The sequence below is a fragment of the Burkholderia sp. Ac-20345 genome (assembly GCF_017104825.1).
GTDB lineage: Bacteria > Pseudomonadota > Gammaproteobacteria > Burkholderiales > Burkholderiaceae > Burkholderia > Burkholderia lata_B.
The window spans coordinates 1-17,170 of sequence record NZ_JAAGPO010000020.1 but is presented as its reverse complement, the minus strand read 5'-3'; the positions used below and the strand labels follow the sequence as shown (position 1 = coordinate 17,170).

Annotated in this window: 19 protein-coding genes; 10 read left to right on the top strand and 9 right to left on the bottom strand. The window is 66.8% G+C overall.

All coding sequences use genetic code 11. The annotated features are described in order from the left end of the window. Nucleotides 1-79 precede the first annotated feature (79 nt). The 3 genes from tadA to G3O06_RS10160 all read right to left on the bottom strand — a co-directional run bounded on the left by tadA (nt 80) and on the right by G3O06_RS10160 (nt 2,596). Nucleotides 80-700 (bottom strand): tRNA adenosine(34) deaminase TadA, encoded by a 621-nt coding sequence (tadA, locus tag G3O06_RS10170; protein ID WP_174997983.1) that lies wholly within the window; start codon nt 698-700, stop codon nt 80-82. Next, on the bottom strand, nt 697-1,098 hold the full coding sequence (locus G3O06_RS10165; RefSeq protein ID WP_006478536.1) for a DnaJ family domain-containing protein: 402 nt from the start codon (nt 1,096-1,098) through the stop codon (nt 697-699). The genes tadA and G3O06_RS10165 overlap by 4 nt, the downstream gene beginning before the upstream one ends. A gap of 277 nt (nt 1,099-1,375) precedes the next feature. Next, entirely contained in the window at nt 1,376-2,596 is a 1,221-nt protein-coding gene (locus G3O06_RS10160; RefSeq protein WP_205815919.1) for an MFS transporter, read from the bottom strand. Between the two features lie 325 nt (nt 2,597-2,921). Between G3O06_RS10160 and G3O06_RS10155 the strand changes: the two genes are divergently transcribed. The 8 genes from G3O06_RS10155 to G3O06_RS10120 all read left to right on the top strand — a co-directional run bounded on the left by G3O06_RS10155 (nt 2,922) and on the right by G3O06_RS10120 (nt 9,077). Next, entirely contained in the window at nt 2,922-3,692 is a 771-nt protein-coding gene (locus G3O06_RS10155) for a GntR family transcriptional regulator (protein WP_205815918.1), read from the top strand. After that, nucleotides 3,689-5,428 (top strand): fumarate reductase/succinate dehydrogenase flavoprotein subunit, encoded by a 1,740-nt coding sequence (locus G3O06_RS10150; RefSeq protein ID WP_205815917.1) that lies wholly within the window; start codon nt 3,689-3,691, stop codon nt 5,426-5,428. Before G3O06_RS10155 ends, G3O06_RS10150 begins: the two co-directional genes overlap by 4 nt. 10 nt (nt 5,429-5,438) lie before the next feature. Further along, a complete protein-coding gene (locus G3O06_RS10145; RefSeq protein WP_047900978.1) occupies nt 5,439-5,684 on the top strand; it encodes a ferredoxin family protein in 246 nt (81 codons plus the stop codon). 31 nt (nt 5,685-5,715) lie between these two features. Then, nucleotides 5,716-6,711: a HEAT repeat domain-containing protein gene (locus tag G3O06_RS10140; protein WP_205815916.1), complete on the top strand. Its 996-nt coding sequence runs from the start codon at nt 5,716-5,718 to the stop codon at nt 6,709-6,711. Further along, nucleotides 6,708-6,995, top strand: coding sequence for a DUF971 domain-containing protein (locus G3O06_RS10135; RefSeq protein WP_205815915.1), 288 nt, complete (start codon nt 6,708-6,710; stop codon nt 6,993-6,995). Before G3O06_RS10140 ends, G3O06_RS10135 begins: the two co-directional genes overlap by 4 nt. 97 nt (nt 6,996-7,092) lie before the next feature. Next, on the top strand, nt 7,093-7,977 hold the full coding sequence (locus G3O06_RS10130; RefSeq protein WP_174914556.1) for an NAD(P)-dependent oxidoreductase: 885 nt from the start codon (nt 7,093-7,095) through the stop codon (nt 7,975-7,977). A gap of 50 nt (nt 7,978-8,027) precedes the next feature. Further along, nucleotides 8,028-8,519, top strand: coding sequence for an NUDIX hydrolase (locus G3O06_RS10125; protein ID WP_205815914.1), 492 nt, complete (start codon nt 8,028-8,030; stop codon nt 8,517-8,519). A gap of 93 nt (nt 8,520-8,612) precedes the next feature. Further along, on the top strand, nt 8,613-9,077 hold the full coding sequence (locus G3O06_RS10120) for an acetyltransferase (RefSeq protein ID WP_205815913.1): 465 nt from the start codon (nt 8,613-8,615) through the stop codon (nt 9,075-9,077). Between the two features lie 115 nt (nt 9,078-9,192). Here the strand turns inward: G3O06_RS10120 and G3O06_RS10115 are convergent, their stop codons facing one another. Continuing rightward, nucleotides 9,193-9,747: a TetR/AcrR family transcriptional regulator gene (locus tag G3O06_RS10115; protein WP_241019723.1), complete on the bottom strand. Its 555-nt coding sequence runs from the start codon at nt 9,745-9,747 to the stop codon at nt 9,193-9,195. Between the two features lie 96 nt (nt 9,748-9,843). On the opposite strand from G3O06_RS10115, the gene G3O06_RS10110 reads away from it, so the two are divergent. Together G3O06_RS10110 and G3O06_RS10105 are read left to right on the top strand one after the other, a co-directional pair. Next, on the top strand, nt 9,844-10,509 hold the full coding sequence (locus G3O06_RS10110) for a DJ-1/PfpI family protein (protein WP_205815911.1): 666 nt from the start codon (nt 9,844-9,846) through the stop codon (nt 10,507-10,509). A 233-nt stretch (nt 10,510-10,742) separates the two neighbouring features. Next, nucleotides 10,743-11,360, top strand: coding sequence for a 3'-5' exonuclease (locus G3O06_RS10105; RefSeq protein ID WP_205815910.1), 618 nt, complete (start codon nt 10,743-10,745; stop codon nt 11,358-11,360). 182 nt (nt 11,361-11,542) lie between these two features. Here G3O06_RS10105 and G3O06_RS10100 read toward each other — a convergent pair whose 3' ends face one another. The 5 genes from G3O06_RS10100 to G3O06_RS10080 all read right to left on the bottom strand — a co-directional run bounded on the left by G3O06_RS10100 (nt 11,543) and on the right by G3O06_RS10080 (nt 17,167). Beyond that, nucleotides 11,543-11,833, bottom strand: a complete 291-nt coding sequence (locus tag G3O06_RS10100) for a hypothetical protein (RefSeq protein ID WP_174967376.1) — start codon at nt 11,831-11,833, stop codon at nt 11,543-11,545. 440 nt (nt 11,834-12,273) lie between these two features. Next, on the bottom strand, nt 12,274-13,893 hold the full coding sequence (gene guaA, locus G3O06_RS10095; protein ID WP_174967375.1) for a glutamine-hydrolyzing GMP synthase: 1,620 nt from the start codon (nt 13,891-13,893) through the stop codon (nt 12,274-12,276). Nucleotides 13,894-14,009: 116 nt separating this feature from the next. Then, on the bottom strand, nt 14,010-14,615 hold the full coding sequence (locus G3O06_RS10090) for a hypothetical protein (RefSeq protein ID WP_205815909.1): 606 nt from the start codon (nt 14,613-14,615) through the stop codon (nt 14,010-14,012). Nucleotides 14,616-14,621: 6 nt separating this feature from the next. Beyond that, nucleotides 14,622-16,082, bottom strand: coding sequence for an IMP dehydrogenase (gene guaB / locus G3O06_RS10085; RefSeq protein WP_011352433.1), 1,461 nt, complete (start codon nt 16,080-16,082; stop codon nt 14,622-14,624). A gap of 278 nt (nt 16,083-16,360) precedes the next feature. After that, the gene (locus G3O06_RS10080) at nt 16,361-17,167 is read right to left on the bottom strand and encodes a DUF2182 domain-containing protein (RefSeq protein WP_205815958.1); all 807 of its coding nucleotides are present in this window, start codon (nt 17,165-17,167) and stop codon (nt 16,361-16,363) included. Nucleotides 17,168-17,170 lie beyond the last annotated feature (3 nt).

Sequence of the window (17,170 nt, the reverse complement as noted above, 5' to 3'; positions counted from 1 at the left end):
TTAGAGGGTCCGGACCGTCTCCGGTTCACGGAGCCGTGCACGCCCGGCTCGCGCCGGGCGACGGGCGCGGTGGGCGCGCCTATGACGCGCCGGATTCGGCGTCGCGGGCCAGCCGTGCTTCGCGCAACGCGCGACGGCGCTCGGCGAAGAACGACTTCAGCGCGGCGCCACACTCGTCGGCGAGCACACCGCCGGTCACTTCGGTGTGGTGATTGAGCTGCGGGTTCGCGAACGCGTCGATCACGCTGCCGCACGCGCCGGTCTTCGGATCGGCGGCGCCGAAGACGACCCGCGCGATGCGCGCATGCATGATCGCACCCGCGCACATCAGGCACGGCTCGAGCGTCACGTACAGCTCGCAGCCGGGCATCCGGTAATTCTGCAGATGCTGCGCGGCCATGCGCAGCGCGGCCATTTCCGCATGGGCCGACGGGTCGTGCCCGCCGATCGGATGGTTGAAGCCGCGCGCGATCACTTCGTCGCCACGCACGAGCACCGCACCGACCGGCACTTCGCCGGCTGCGCGCGCCTCTTCGGCGGCAGCCTGCGCCAGACGCATGAAATGCAGGTCGCGCGCCGATACGGGCACCAATACGGGCGCCGATTCGGGCATGGCTTCGGGAACGGGAGAATCGGCGGCGGGTTCGGCCGCCGGGGCGGCTGCCGACCGGGCTGCGTCGTGCAGCGCGTCGGACGTCACATCGGCCCCGCTTCGGCGGACGCTTCGTCGAGCCCGCGCTCGCACAGGCGCTCCGCGATGCGCCGGCAGTAGTCGCGCGGCATCACCATCGGGCCGCCGCGCAGCGATTCGAGCGCCATGTCGAGCGCGAGGATCTTCGCCTGCAGCCGGCATCGCGCGGCACGGTCGCTGACCGCCTGCACTTCGTCATGCAGGTTGCGCAGCGCGCGCAATTGCTCGACGGCCGGCGGCACGAAGCCCGCATTCTTCAGGATACGGTTGGCCACCCGCACCTCCTCGGGCACGAGCAGGTCGTCATCCAGCGCCTGCGGCGCGCCGGTACCCGGCAAATCGTCGAACTCGCCCCGCGCGGCGGCGGCGGCAATACGTTGTTCGACCAGGGCGTCAAGCAATCTCATCAGTCAATCGGAACAATGCGGCAGGCCGAATTCTAGCAGGGTGACGCGGGTATGACAGGCACTTCGAATATATGCTCGATATTGCTTTTTTAGGGGCCGAATCGTGGCGCATGCGTGCGGATCGGCATCATTTGCCGCTCTGCTGCGCTGCAGCGGGCTGCGGGCCGTCCGGGCACCCTCAAACGCACACGGTGTCGGGCCCTGTTTTTTCTCCGGCGCCGCAGGCCGGGCCGGGCCGATTGGGTGAAACGGAAGCCGTCCCGCCTCCGTCGCCGGGTCACGCGGCCACAGTTTCCTGCCGCGCTTTCGCGAACGGGCGGAACATCATCGCCATCAGGAACGCGCCGACACCGATCGCGAACGAACCGACGTACAGCCAGCCATAGCTGCCGAACGTATCGACGATCAGGCCGCCGGCCACGGGGCCCGCGGCCATCCCGAGGCTGCCGGCCATCGCGCAGCCGCCGATCACGGTGCCCATCATCCGCAGCGGGAAGTTCTCGCGCGCGAGCACCGAATACAGCGGCATCACGCCCGCGTAGATGAAGCCGAACAAGGTCGCAACCGCGTAGAACCCGTCGAGCGTGCGCACGAAGTCGTACCCGAGCGCGCCGAGCGCCTGCGCGAGCAGCCCGGCCACCAGCATGCGCTTCGCACCGATGCGGTCGCCCAGGATCCCGAATGCGATCCGGCCGCCCATGCCGGCGAGCCCTTCGACGCTGTAGATCGACACCGCGACGATCAGCGGGATCCCGCACGTCACCGCGTAGCTGACCGTATGGAAGATCGGGCCCGAGTGCGTCGCGCAACAGAAGAAGTTGGTCAGCAGCAGCACGATGAACTGCGGCGAACGCAGCGCATCCGCGACCGACATCGCCGCAGGTTCGCCGGCAGGCGCTGACGCGGCTAGCGCCGCATGCGCGCCGTCGAGCGCGGGTGCCCGGCGCACCAGCAGCGACACCGGAATCATCACGGCGGCCGCCAGCGCCGCAATCAGCAGCATCGACGTGCGCCAGTCGCGCACCGACACGAGCCATGCGGCGAGCGGGGCCATCGTCATCGGCGCCATCCCCATGCCGGCCGACACGAGCGACACCGCGAGGCTGCGGTGCGTGTCGAACCAGCCCGTCACGCACGCCATCATCGGCGCGAATATCGCGGCCGTCGCACCGCCGACGGCAAGACCGAAAGTGAGCTGGAACGCGAGCAGCGACGGCGCGCGGCTCGCCAGTGCCAGGCTCGCCGACAGCAGCGCGGCGCCCGTGATGACGACCGGGCGCGTGCCGATGCGGTCCGACAGGCTGCCCCACCCCATGCTCGCGAAAGCCATTGCGATGAAGCCGAGCGTCATCGCGCCGGAAATGCCGGTCATCGACCAGCCCGTGTCGCGCGCGATCGCGCGCAGGAACACCGGCAGCGAAAACATCGCGCCGATCGCGATGCAGCCCATCAGGCCGCCCGCGGCGACGATGACCCAGCGGTATCGGGAATCCGGCATGGGGTGCCTCCTTTTCGTGACGGCGGTCCTCGGGAACCGGGCGCCACCTGCGTGGCGCAATACCCGGTCGAACATGGATACGACGGGCGACGCATCGGGAAATCGACATGCTCGGCACACGCGTCCGCGATTTTTTTGATTGTCCGCCGATCCGCTCCGCCCGCAACGGGCGGAACGGGCCGACCCCACATGCCGAATCGTCCGTTCGGTCTGCCCCTTGCCGCCGCGCTTTTCCGGAATCGGAAAGTCGAAATCAGAAATAGTTGGTTGGGGCGTGCGATCGCGCTGGCTACACTCGGCTCATCTTGTCATAACAAGTCGATCGATGACCTCCCCCAACGTCGTGCCGCTGTCGGCGGCCCCGCTCTACGTGCAGATCAAGGACACGCTGCGCGCGCGCATTCTCGACGGCACCTATGCGCCGCACAGCCGGATGCCTTCCGAGCACGAACTCTGCGCGATGTTCGACGTCAGCCGCATCACGGTGCGCCAGGCGCTCGGCGATCTGCAGAAGGAAGGACTGCTGTTCAAGCTGCACGGCAAGGGCACCTTCGTGTCGAAGCCGAAGGCGTTCCAGAACGTGACGTCGCTGCAGGGCTTCGCCGAGGCGATGTCGTCGATGGGCTACGAGATCGTCAACCAGGTGCGCAGTTTCCGCACCGTCAAGGCCGACCGTCATCTCGCGACGAAGCTGAACGTGCCCGAGGGCGCGCCGCTCATCGAGATTCATCGCGTGCGGCTGCTGAATCGCGAGCCCGTGTCGCTCGAACAGACATGGGTGCCCGAAGCACTCGGCAAGCGCCTCGCGGGCGCCGATCTCGCGACCCGCGACATTTTCCTCGTCCTGGAAAACGACTGCGGCATCCCGCTCGGCCATGCCGACGTGTCGATCGACGCGATCCTCGCCGACGACGAGATCGTCGATGCGCTCCATGTCGAGGAAAGCAGCCCCGTGCTGCGCATCGAGCGCCTCACGCATGACGCGTCGGGCGCACCGATCGACTACGAATACCTCTACTTCCGCGGCGACGCCTTCCAGTACCGGCTGCGCGTCGACCGGCAGAAACCGCGCAAACCTGCAAGGAAACAGCGATGACTACCCATGTGCTCGAATACGACATCGTCGTGGTCGGCGGCGGCACGGCCGGCCCGATGGCGGCGATCAAGGCAAAGGAACGCGACCCGTCCCTGCGCGTGCTGCTGCTCGAAAAAGCCAACGTGAAGCGCAGCGGCGCGATCTCGATGGGAATGGACGGCCTGAACAACGCGGTGATCCCCGGGCATGCGACACCCGAGCAGTACACGCGCGAGATCACGATCGCCAACGACGGGATTGTCGACCAGGAAGCCGTGTATGCATATGCGACGCACAGCTTCGCGACGATCGAGCAGCTCGACCGCTGGGGCGTGAAGTTCGAGAAGGACGGCACCGGCGACTACGCAGTGAAGAAGGTCCATCACATGGGCTCGTACGTGCTGCCGATGCCGGAAGGACACGACATCAAGAAGGTGCTGTACCGGCAGTTGAAGCGCGCGCGTATCGCGATCACGAACCGGATCGTCGCGACGCGCGTGCTGACCGACGCGCAGGGCCGCGCGAGCGGCGTGCTCGGCTTCGACTGCCGCACCGCCGAGTTCCACGTGATCCGCGCGAAGGCCGTGATCCTCTGCTGCGGCGCGGCCGGCCGCCTCGGGCTGCCGTCCTCGGGCTACCTGATGGGCACGTACGAGAACCCGACCAACGCAGGCGACGGCTATGCGATGGCCTATCACGCCGGTGCCGCGCTCGCGAATCTCGAGTGTTTCCAGATCAATCCGCTGATCAAGGACTACAACGGTCCCGCGTGTGCGTACGTGACCGGCCCGCTCGGCGGTTTCACCGCGAACGGCAACGGCGAACGCTTCATCGAATGCGATTACTGGAGCGGCCAGATGATGTGGGAGTTCTACCAGGAACTGCAAAGCGGCAACGGCCCCGTGTTCCTGAAGCTAGACCATCTCGCGGAAGAAACGATCCAGACCATCGAGCAGATCCTGCATACGAACGAGCGGCCGAGCCGCGGCCGCTTCCATGCGGGGCGCGGCACCGATTACCGCAGCCAGATGGTCGAGATGCACATCTCCGAGATCGGTTTCTGCAGTGGCCACAGCGCATCCGGCGTGTACGTGAACGCCCGCGCGGAGACGACCGTGCCCGGGCTCTACGCGGCCGGCGACATGGCAGCCGTTCCGCACAACTACATGCTGGGCGCCTTTACGTACGGCTGGTTTGCCGGGCAGAACGCGGCCGACTACGTGGCCGGCCGCGCGCATGCACCGGTGGACGACGAACAGGTCGCCGCCGAGCGCACCCGCGTGCTTGCCCCGCTGCTGCGCGAGCGCGGCCTGGCGCCGGCGCAGGTCGAATACAAGCTGCGCCGCATGGTGAACGACTACCTGCAACCACCGAAGGTGACGCGCAAGATGGAAATCGGGCTGCAACGCTTTGACGCCATTACTGAGGATATCGAAGAGATCAAGGCGAACCATCCGCATGAACTGATGCGCGCCGCCGAGGTGCGCGCGATTCGCGACTGCGCGGAAATGGCCGCGCGCGCGTCGCTGTTCCGCACCGAGAGCCGCTGGGGGCTGTACCACCATCGCGTCGACTTTCCGCATCGCAACGACGCCGAATGGTTCTGCCATACCTGGCTGCGCAAGGACGCCGACGGTGTGATGCGCAGCGAGAAGCGGCCGGTCGAACCGTACGTCGTGCCGCTTGCCGACGACGATCGCACCGCCTATACGAATCTGCGCATCCGCGAACCGGCCGCGCTCGCGGCTGCCCTCTGAGGAACCTGCCATGCCCCATACCCCGCACGACATCTTCCAGCGCAGCAGCGCACCTGTGACGATCGACGAGGCCCTGTGCATTGCCGACAAGGGCTGCACCGTCTGCGTCGACGTGTGCCCGCTCGACCTGCTCGCGATCGACGTGACCAAGGGCAAGGCGTACATGCAGTTCGACGAATGCTGGTACTGCATGCCATGCGAGCGCGACTGCCCGACCGGCGCGGTCAAGGTCGACATTCCTTACCTGCTGCGCTGACCGTACCCCTCAACGCTCTTTCCCGCCGCTCATGACCGACTCCACCTTCGCTGCCGCGTTGCCCGGCGCACACGCCCCCGACGAAGCCGCGCTCGTCGCCCGCCTCGCCGCACCCGATGCGTCCGTGCGCCGCGTCGCATTGTTCGAACTCGCCGATCTCGAGGAACCGGCGTTCGTGCCCGCCTTCATCGCCGCGCTGCGCGACGATCCGTCGGCCGACGTGCGCGGCGAAGCCGCCCGCGTGCTCGGTGCGTGGGAGCAGCCCGATGTCGTCGACGCACTGTGCGCTGCACTGCTCGATCCGGACGACGACGTGCGCGCCGCCGCGGCGCAGAGCCTGTCCGAACTGAAGGACACGGCATCGGGCGCCGTGCTGTGTCGATGGGCCGCCCGGCCCGAGCCGTTCGTGCGTCGTGCCGTGCTGCGCGGATTGCGCGAGTTGCGCGATCCCGACGCGTTCGCCCCCGCACTGCACGCGCTCGATGCCGAACACGCTGCCGTGCGCGCCGAAGCCGTGACGGTACTCGGCTGGCTCAAGGATCCGCGTGCGCTGCCGCCGCTCGCGCACATCGCGACGACCGATGCCGCAGCGGACGTGCGGCGCGGCGCGGTCGGCGCGATCGGGTTCGCGGCGCCCGACGATGCGTCCACCATCCACGCACTGTTCGCTGCGCTGCGCGACCGCGAATGGCAGGTGCGCGAGGAAGCGGCCACGACGCTCGGCAAGCTGCGCGTCGCGACCGCGCGCGAGCCGCTCGTCGCCGCGCTCGACGACGACTACTGGCAGGTGCGCCTGCGTGCCGCGCGTGCGCTCGGGCAACTGCGCGATGCAGCCGCGGCGCCGGCCGTCGTCGCGCTGCTCTCGCATGCGATCAGCAACCTGCGCAAGGAAGCCGCGCTTGCGCTCGGTGAATTGCGCGACCGCGCGACGTTGCCTGCGCTGACCCACGCGCTGGAGGATCACGATCCGGAAGTCCGCAAGGCCGTGCGGATCGCGATCCGGCAAATCGACGAGGCGTCGCAATGATCTCTCCGACCGAAATCGCACTCGATCATCAGGCGCGCACGTTGACACTCCACTGGCCCGACGGTCACACGCAACGCATCGGCTATGCACAGCTGCGCGGCGATTGTCCGTGTGCGGAATGCCGAAGGATCCGGCGCGACGGCGGTCGTGTCGATGCGCGGCCCGACCTGATGCTGGACGGCGTCGAAGCAGCCGGCTACGGCATCCGCGCGGTGTTCGGCGACGGTCATGCGCGCGGCATCTATCCGTGGCCGTATCTGGCGGAGATGACGGCGCGACCATGACGTGGCTCCCACGGGGGCGTGGACGAAATAGCGGGCGGGCGGAAACGCTGCGATACTGACGCCCACGATCGTCTCCACCCACCGTGGGAGCCAGAACATGCAAACCGCAGTCGGATTCATCGGTCTCGGCGTGATGGGTACGCCGATGGCGCTCAATCTTGCGCGGGCCGGCACGCCGCTCGTCGTATGGAGCCGGTCGCACGGCAGCGACGATGTACTGCGCGACGCCGGCGCACGCGTCGCCGAGCACATCGACGACGTGTTCGCGACCTGCGGCACCGTGATCCTGATGCTCGCGAACGACGCGGCGATCGACACCGTCCTCGCACGCGGCACGCCCGGTTTCGCCGCCCGTGTCGGCGGGCACACCATCGTGAACATGGGCACGAACGCACCCGAGTATTCGCGCGCACTGGCCGATGACATCGCTGCCGCATCGGGCCGCTACGTCGAAGCGCCGGTGTCGGGGTCGCGCAAGCCGGCCGAAGCCGGGCAACTCGTCGTGATGCTCGCCGGCGCGCCGGACGACGTCGACGCCGCCCGCGCGCTCGTGAAGCCGCTGTGCCGCGACAGCTTCGTGTGCGGCGACGTACCGTCGGCGCTGACGATGAAGCTCGCCGTGAACCTGTTCCTGATCACGATGGTCACCGGCCTGACCGAAGCCACGCATTTCGCGCAACGCCACGGCATCGATCTCGCCCGCTTCGCCGACGTGCTGAACGCGGGCCCGATGGCGAGCGACGTATCGCGCGTGAAGCTCGGCAAGCTCGTCGCGGCGGATTTCTCGGTGCAGGCCGCGATCACCGACGTGCTGAAGAATGCGCGCCTCGTCGCCGAATCCGCGCGCGGCATCGGCATCGCGTCGCCGCTGCTCGACATCTGCCATGCGCTGTACGGCGAGACCGAACGGGCCGGACATGGCGCGGACGACATGGTCGCCGTGATCCGTGCGATCGAGCAGCGCACCGACGACGCACGATGAATCGTCGCCGGCCGCCACACATACTCGAACGCTTCTACACGTAGAAACTCATGTCCGATTCACCCCGCTCCTCGACCGGCGTCACCGCTTCCGTCCGCCCTGTTCCCGCCGTGATCGGCATCGTGCTGCGGGAACGCGACGTGCTGCTGGTACGCCGCGCCAACCCGCCCGATGCAGGCTGCTGGGGCTTTCCTGGCGGCAAGATCGAAACGGGGGAATCGATTGCGAACGCGATCGTGCGCGAGATCGCCGAAGAGACGACCGTCGACGTCGACGCACTCGACACCTTTACCGCGCTGGATGCGTTCGATTACGATGCCGGCGGCGAAGTGCGTCAGCACTTCGTCATGGTCGCGGTGCTGTGCAGATGGTTGCGCGGCACGCCTGCCGCCGGCGACGACGCACTCGACGCGCGCTGGTTCGATCTCGCCGAGCTCGACCGTGATGATTTGCCGATGAGCGCGGGTGTACGCGACGTTGCGCGCCGCGCGATCGAGCGCGCGGCGGCTCTTGGCAACGCGCAGCGTCCGGCTAATACCTGAATACCTGAAGCCCTTTCAGGCGGCCCGACCGGGACTATGACGGGATCGGCTACCCGCCGAACTTCCAACTACAAATCAAAGATGGGCCAAACCATGATCAGAATTCGCAAGTCCACTCAAGCCGACGGCGCACGCGTGCTGGATATCTGGCGCGATGCGGTCGACGCCACGCATCACTTCCTGAGCGACGACGACCGTCGCACGATCGAATCCGAAGTCATCGCGTTCCTGCCCGGTGCCACGCTCGATCTCGCCGTCGACGATGCCGACCGCGCGATCGGCTTCATGCTGCTCGACGGCAGTCACATGGAAGCACTGTTCGTCGATCCCGCTCACCATGGCGCGGGTGTCGGGCGCCTGCTCGTGGAAGATGCACTCAAGCGTCATCCCGACCTGTCGACCGACGTCAACGAGCAGAACGAAGCGGCAGCGGGATTCTATGAACGGCTCGGCTTCGAGCGCACCGGGCGATCGGCGCTCGATGGACAGGCGCGCGCCTATCCGCTGATTCACCTGCGCTATCGCGCGGCACCGCTGTCCTCGCCGCAGCACGAATAACCGTGGCGGGCGAGGAATATCGCGCCGCCCTCGACGTCATGCGCACCAGGCACGCGAGCACGGCTGCCCGACACCGGGTCTGCTCCACGCGTGCAACCCACGGCCACGTGACGCGTCATGCACGACGCGTCGGCAGCACGCGTTCGACCATTGCAACCGCGCGCTGCATGAACCCGTTGAACCGGTCGGCATCGCGCCGCAGCCCGGCCTGCTGTCCGCCGATCAGGCACAAGTGCACGGCCTGCCCGACGATCTCGGCCTCGCCCGACGTGCGCACCAGCCTGCGCGACGTCTCGATCGCAAACGCGAGTCGCGCCGCATCGACGCGCTGCTGGAATTCCGCGACCAGCGGATCGTGCAGCGCCCACGCGCGGATCGCGATTTCACGCCCGGGCCGCTTCTTGGCGGCAATGCGCAGATAGCGCGCCAGCGTGTCGCCGGCACCGCGGCCATCCGCCGCATACGCCAGCATCCGCGCGGTGTAGTCGTCCTCCCATGCGGTCAGCAGCGTCCTGACGAAATCCTCGCGATTGCGGAAGTGGTGATAGAACGATCCACGGGTCACGTTCAGCCGTCGCGCGAGGCTTTCGGCCGAAATGCCCGCATACCCTTCCCCGTCGAGGGCGTCGAAGCCCGCTGAAATCCAGTCGTTACGCGTCAGTGTGCTCATCGTCATCGCCATACAGGCTGTGTATGGTGCGGCATGGACAGATAGGCTGCGAACTCTATCACGGCCGCCGCCGCTTCCGGCGTCGCGCCATTACTCATGGAGTTCGCCTTGAAAGACATCGCGCTCATCGCATTCGACCGGTTCACCGACATCGACCTGTTCCTGATGTGGGACATTCTCGGCCGCAACAACAGGGACTGGCGCGTGCGGATTCTGGGCGCGCAGCCGGTGCTGCAGTCCGCGCATGGCCTGGCCATCCCGACGCACGGCCCGCTCGCCGACGCCAATCACGCCGACGCGGTCCTGTTTTCGAGCGGCAAGGAAGGCGTGCCGGCCGCACTCGCCCATCCGGATTTCCTGCCGTCGTTCGATCTCGACCCCGAACGCCAGCTGGTCGGGTCGATCTGCGGCGGTGCCTTCATTCTCGAACGACTCGGGCTGCTGCCGGAGCGCCGCGCCACGACGCACCCCGACGCACGGAAGGGTTTGCAGGCACTCGGGCTGGACGTGCCGGAGCAACCGCTGGTGTGCCACGGCAACGTCGCGACCGCGGGCGGGTGCCTGGCGTCGCTCTATCTGACGGGATGGCTGGTGGAATCGCTGTTCGATGCGGACAAGCGGCGCGAGACGCTGCTGCCCGTGCTGCCTGCCGGGCAACGGGAGATTTACGAGGACCTGATCGCGTTCAGCATCAGGCTGGGTGCGGGACAAACCACGGGCCCGATCCGGATGGTTGAGGGCGAAAACGGGCTGGCGGCGTGACCCACGGATCGATGGGCTGCCGATAGTCGGCGGCCGGCACCCTGTTGCATCGTCGTGCGTCCTGCCGAGCCACCGGCGGACCGGGACGCATCGCCGTCGATCCGGATCATCGATCGGGTCGGCGTTTGCCGCACGAATGGTCTTTTCCCGGGCTGAACGAGCCTGTCGCGGGCCTGGAGATGCTAACCTCTCGGCCACTCTAACGACACCGCGTGAAGCAACAGGATTCGACCATGCAAACCGTTGCGGTACTGGACTTCGAAACAACCGGACTTTCGCCGAACATGGGCGACCGAGCGACCGAAATCGCCGTCATCCTGCTCCGGGACGGACAAGTCGTCGACCGTTTCCAGAGCCTGATGAATGCAGGCAGACGCATACCGTCGGATGTCGTCGCGCTGACCGGCATCACGAACGAGATGATTGCATCGGCTCCCCCGGCGTCGACAGTCATGAAGGAAGCGGCTGCGTTCGTCGGCAAGCATGCGGTCGTCGCCCACAACGCCGGCTTCGACAAACGGTTCTGGCAGTCGGAGCTCGGGATTCTCGGCATGTCGGCCGAGCATGCCTTTGCGTGCACGATGCTCGTGGCACGACGTATCTATCCGGATGCCCAGAGTCACCGCTTGTCGAGCCTGGTGGATATGCTGCGGTTGCCCAAATCGGGCCGTGCGCACCGGGCGATGGTCGATGCCGAGATGGCCGGTCACCTGTGGTGCCGGTTGCAGCACGACATTTCGCGGACTTACGGACTGAATCGCATCGATCACGCGCTCATGACACGTGTGCAGGCAACGGCGAAGGCGAAGGTGCCGACGTACCTGCGTTCGCTCGTGGGCGCGCACGCGTGAGCATCCGACGCGTGACGGCGCTGACTTGCGCAATCCGTCAATGAAAAACGGCCTGGCAACCTGCCAGGCCGCTTTCTTGTCGCAACAGTCTTCCGGTTGATTCCGAATACAAAGCAACGGCAGGACGGCCATTTTGCGGCCGTCCACGACGCTGACCGACTGAGCGGCGCCTTGCTTTCGTATTATGCGACACCGACAAGGAGCACTTTGAGGGTACCGCCGTGGCTGAGGTCTCCCAGATAGGCCACGACCTTCTGCTTCTGTCCAAGCGCGGCAATTGCGCTTCCGATCTGGATCAGCAACGCCGTGTTCGTCGCATTCACCTCAAACGAATTCGCCCCCTCGTTATTGAGCATAAAGGGAACGGTATCGTGATTGTCCCAATAGCCCAACTGGATTGACTCGACGTCTACGCGCTTCAAATCCGCCTGCTCCGCGAACTTCTGGATTTCGCTGAAATTTCCGTTCGACATGACAATTTCTCCTGCTGTGAGTTGAAAAGCCGAGAACCAGGGGGGGCCGTATAGGCCGAATCTGGCTTGCGCGAGTCACGCATCGATAACGCTCATCACAAGCTTCGTGGTGGCTTGAGCCGGCCATCCGCGAAGCGCACCTGCCGGGAAGAAATTAGGCTGAGCGCGCGGAGCAATCAATTACACTCGATTACAGTCGCGGCGAAATTGGGAGGGGTATGAGCGGAGCCGCTGGTTGAACGAGAGCGGAAATAAAGGCATCCGCGACGCGTCATGGCACACGAATGTTCTCGGTGTGTTCTAGTCGACGAAACACGAAATCCGCGCGGCGCGCCAATCGGGCCATGGCGCCAGTCGGGCCAAAAAACAAAAAAGCCCGCTGTGAAGCGGGCTTTGATGTGTCCTGCTGTCAGGTCGTCCGGCACGTGCCGGACGTCCAGTTACTCCCACTCGATCGTCGCCGGCGGCTTGCCCGAGATGTCATACACCACACGGTTGATCCCGCGCACCTCGTTGATGATCCGGTTCGACGCGCGGCCGAGCAGCGCGTACGGCAGGTGCGCCCAGTGTGCTGTCATGAAGTCGGTCGTCTGCACTGCGCGCAGCGACGTCACGTAGTCGTACGTGCGGCCATCGCCCATCACGCCCACCGACTTGACCGGCAGGAACACCGCGAACGCCTGGCTCGTCAGGTCGTACCAGCTCTTGCCGACATCGGCTTCGCCGCACAGGCCGGCAGCCGCATCGTGCGCGGTCGCGGTCGTGTTGCGCAGTTCCTCGATGAAGATCGCGTCCGCGCGGCGCAGCAGGTCCGCGTACTCGCGCTTCACTTCGCCGAGAATCCGCACGCCGAGGCCCGGGCCCGGGAACGGATGGCGGTACACCATCTCCGGCGGCAGGCCGAGCGCGACGCCCAGCTCGCGCACTTCGTCCTTGAACAGGTCGCGCAGCGGCTCGAGCAGCTTCAGGCCGAGCGTTTCCGGCAGGCCGCCGACGTTGTGGTGGCTCTTGATCGTCGTTGCCTTCTTCGTCTTCGTGCCGCCCGATTCGACCACGTCCGGGTAGATCGTGCCCTGCGCGAGCCACTTCGCCTTCGACAGATTCTTCGCTTCGGCCTGGAACACCTCGACGAACTCGCGGCCGATGATCTTGCGCTTCGCTTCCGGATCGGTCACGCCGGCCAGGTGGCCGAGGAACTGTTCGGACGCGTCGACGTGGACGACCTTCGCATGCAGGCGGCCCTCGAACATGTCGAGCACCATCTTGCCTTCGTTCAGGCGCAGCAGGCCGTGGTCGACGAACACGCAGGTGAGCTGGTCGCCGATCGCGCGATGGATCAGCGCGGCCGCGACGCTCGAATCGACCCCACCCGACAGGCCGAGAATCACTTCCTCGTCACCGACCTGCTCGCGGATCTTCGCGACGGCTTCCTCGATGTGGTTTTTCATGATCCAGTCGGGCTTCGCGCCGGCGATCTGCAGCACGAAGCGTTCGATGATCTGGCGGCCCTTCACCGTGTGCGTGACTTCCGGGTGGAACTGCACCGCGTAGTAGCCGCGTGCCTCGTCGGCCATGCCGGCGATCGGGCAGCTCGGCGTCGACGCCATCAGCGCAAAGCCCGGCGGCAGCTCGGCAACCTTGTCGCCGTGGCTCATCCAGACCTTCAGCATCCCGTGGCCTTCGTCCGTCTTGAAATCCTCGATGCCGTCGAGCAGGCGCGTATGGCCATGCGCACGCATTTCCGCATAGCCGAATTCGCGGTGGTCGCTCCACTCGACCTTGCCGCCGAGCTGCACGGCCATCGTCTGCATGCCGTAGCAGATGCCGAGCACCGGCACGCCGAGGTCCCACACGGCCTGCGGCGCGCGCAGCTGATGGTCTTCGTACGTGCTCGCGTGGCTACCCGACAGGATCACCGCCTTCGGCGCGAACTCGCGGACGAAGTCGTCGGACACATCGTTCGGATGGATTTCGCAGTAGACGTGCGCTTCGCGCACGCGTCGCGCAATCAGTTGGGTGACTTGCGAACCGAAGTCGAGAATCAGGATTTTGTCGTGCATGGCTGCGGACGGGATGAAGAGAATAAGAAAAGCAGCGCATCATGTGCATCATGCGCTGCGTCAATAGCATGGACAGCGGCGTCGGGCGGAAGGCAGCACGCGCGACGCATGGCCGGTCAATCCTGCATCGGCGGGCGCTCGTCGAGTGCGACGCCGCCTGACGATCGACTGGAGCCGGATGAAGCCGGTGACGGTGCAGCAGGTGCTGCGGGACGGCTGACGACGGGTTCGACACGCTGCGGTGCGGACGACGACGCGGGCGCCATCGCCGGCTCGGCCGGACGCTCCGCCGGCGCGCGCGCCTCGAGCGCCTGCGTCTTTTCGCGCCGGCGTACGGCCGATGCGAGCCGCACGCCGCCGAGGCCCAGCACGATCAGCGCGACACCGGCCACGACCGACAGCACCCTGCCGGCGGCTGCGAGCGCGGGACCGCTGCCGGTGCCCATCGACCAGACGATCGTCAGCGCGCCGGTCAGCCAGACCACATGGCCGACCGACCGCGCGACGGGCGCCGTGAGGTCCCCGTTGAACGCTGCATGAAACGCGAGCCACGCGAGCCCGAGCAACGCGATGCCGAACGCCTGACCGAGCATGGCCGGCTGGACGTTCGCGAGCTGCAGCGCGTTGAAGAGCGACTGCCAGGGCGTCAGCACGAACAGCACGCCGAACGCCAGCAGCAGCACGGCATCGATAATCAGCACGGCTCGCAGCAGCGGTTTCATCGGCGATCAGTCCACGTGGTAGTTCGGCGCTTCCTTCGTGATCTGCACGTCGTGCACGTGCGACTCGCGCATGCCCGCCGCGGTGATCTGGACGAATTCGGCCTTGTCGTGCAGCTCGTCGATCGTCTTGCAGCCGCAGTAGCCCATGCTCGCGCGCACACCGCCGACCAGCTGGAACAGGATCGCGTTGACCGAACCCTTGTACGCGACACGGCCTTCGATGCCTTCCGGCACGAGCTTGTCGATGTTCGCCGAGTTGTCCTGGAAGTAGCGGTCTGCCGCGCCGTCCTTCATCGCACCGACGGAACCCATGCCGCGATACGACTTGTACTGGCGGCCCTGGTACAGGAACACGTCGCCCGGCGCCTCTTCGGTGCCCGCGAACATGCTGCCCATCATCACCGCGTTCGCGCCGGCCGCGAGGGCCTTCGACACGTCGCCCGAGAAGCGCACGCCGCCGTCGGCGATGCACGGCACGCCCGTGCCCTTCAGCGCTTCCGCGACGTTCGCGATCGCGCTGATCTGCGGTACGCCGACACCGGCGACGATCCGCGTCGTGCAGATCGAGCCCGGGCCGATACCGACCTTGACTGCATCCGCGCCGTATTCGACGAGCGCCTTCGCGGCGGCGGCCGTCGCGATGTTGCCGCCGATCACTTCGACGTGCGGGAAGTTCTGCTTGACCCAGCGAACGCGCTCGAGCACGCCCTTGCTGTGGCCGTGCGCGGTATCGACGACGATCACGTCGACACCGGCCTGCACCAGCAGCTCGACGCGCTCTTCGTTGTCGGGACCGACGCCGACCGCCGCGCCTGCGCGCAGCTTGCCGTGTTCGTCCTTGCACGCGTCCGGGTGCTCGGTCTGCTTCGTGATGTCCTTGACGGTCATCAGGCCGCGCAGTTCGAACGCGTCGTTGACGACCAGCACGCGCTCGAGGCGGTGGCTGTGCATCAGCGCCTTCGCTTCGGCGAGCGGCGTGCCTTCCTTGACCGTGACGAGGCGCTCGCGCGGCGTCATGATCGACTTGACCGGCTCGTCGAGGCGGGTTTCGAAACGCAGGTCGCGGTTCGTGACGATGCCGACGAGTTGCGGGCCTTCGACGACCGGGAAGCCCGAGATGCCATGCTGGCGCGACAGCGCGATCACGTCGCGCACCTTCATTTGCGGCGGCACCGTGATCGGATCGCGAACGACGCCCGATTCGAAACGCTTGACCTTCGCGACTTCGCGAGCCTGTTCGGCCGGCGTCAGGTTCTTGTGGACGATACCGACGCCACCCTGCTGTGCCATCGCGATCGCAAGGCGACCTTCGGTGACCGTGTCCATCGCGGCGGACACGAGCGGCATGTTCAGGGAGATGTTGCGGGTCAGCTTGGTCTTGAGGCTGGTGTCGCGCGGGAGAACGTCGGAGAAGGCGGGAACGAGGAGCACGTCATCGAAAGTGAGTGCTTTTTGGATCAGACGCATGGCAAATCCTATGGGCGCAAAAGCGAATTATACGCGAAGCGCTGCGAATTTTCACAACACGAACAACGGCTTAGCCGCTTTCCTCCGTTCGGGGGCCGAATCGTTCGGTTCGCAGTTCGGTTCGTTTTCGATCGCCTTTCGTTTCACCGCCGCATCGAGCCATTCGCGCAACCGGCGGCCAAGCGGCCGATCCGCCTGTCGCGAACGGGTCACGCGACGGTAACGGCCACGGTGAAGCAAGGCCCGGCAACGTGTCGAATCGGCCTGCCTACCCTCTGTTATAGCAGCCCGGCCGCGCGGGCGATCATCGTGATGCCTGCGCCGACCGCCACGCAGCCGGCGATCCGCGCAACACGCCCGCCGAACGGCGCGAGGCGCTCGGCGGCAATCGCGATCGTCACGGCGGCCATCACGCGCAGGTCCATCATGCCGGCCACGAGCGCGATCGCCATCAGGTTCCCGCAACAAGCACTGCAATGCATGGCGGCCCGCACGCCGTGCTGCCATGCCGCGCCGGCAACCGCCCGCAACCGGGGGGCGCCGCCTGCCGCATGCCGGCAGCACGCCAGCCGCCGCGCCTTCCACGCGGAAAATTGCAGCACGCCCGCGGCCGACACGACCGCACCGGCCGCAAACGGCAGCGCGCGTGCGAGCGCCGGCAGCCGGGCAGCGGCGGCCGTCAGCGCGGCGCCAGCCGGAAACACGAGCACCCCGAGCGCCATCCACACGGCGAAATACCCGGCACCCGCGACGACGACGAGCCATGCCGCACGGGTTGCGGTCAGCGGACCGACGCGCCGCCGGTATCGCCAGAGCACCGGCGCCAGCACGGGCAGCATCATCGTCGCCGTCATCGCGCCCCACATTCCGGCGAACGCCGCGAATGCGCGGCCCGCGCCCCGGCCGCACGGTCGCAGCCATGCAGCCGAGGCCATCCAGCCGCCGGGCATCGGCTCGCCGCCCATCGCGGCCATCGACGCGTGCTGCGCCACGGTCGCGATCGTAGCAACGGCGAACACGGCCACGAGCGCCACCGCGAAGGCCCGCGGATCGGGGCCCGCGGCGCCGGCCGCCGGCCGTGTCATCGA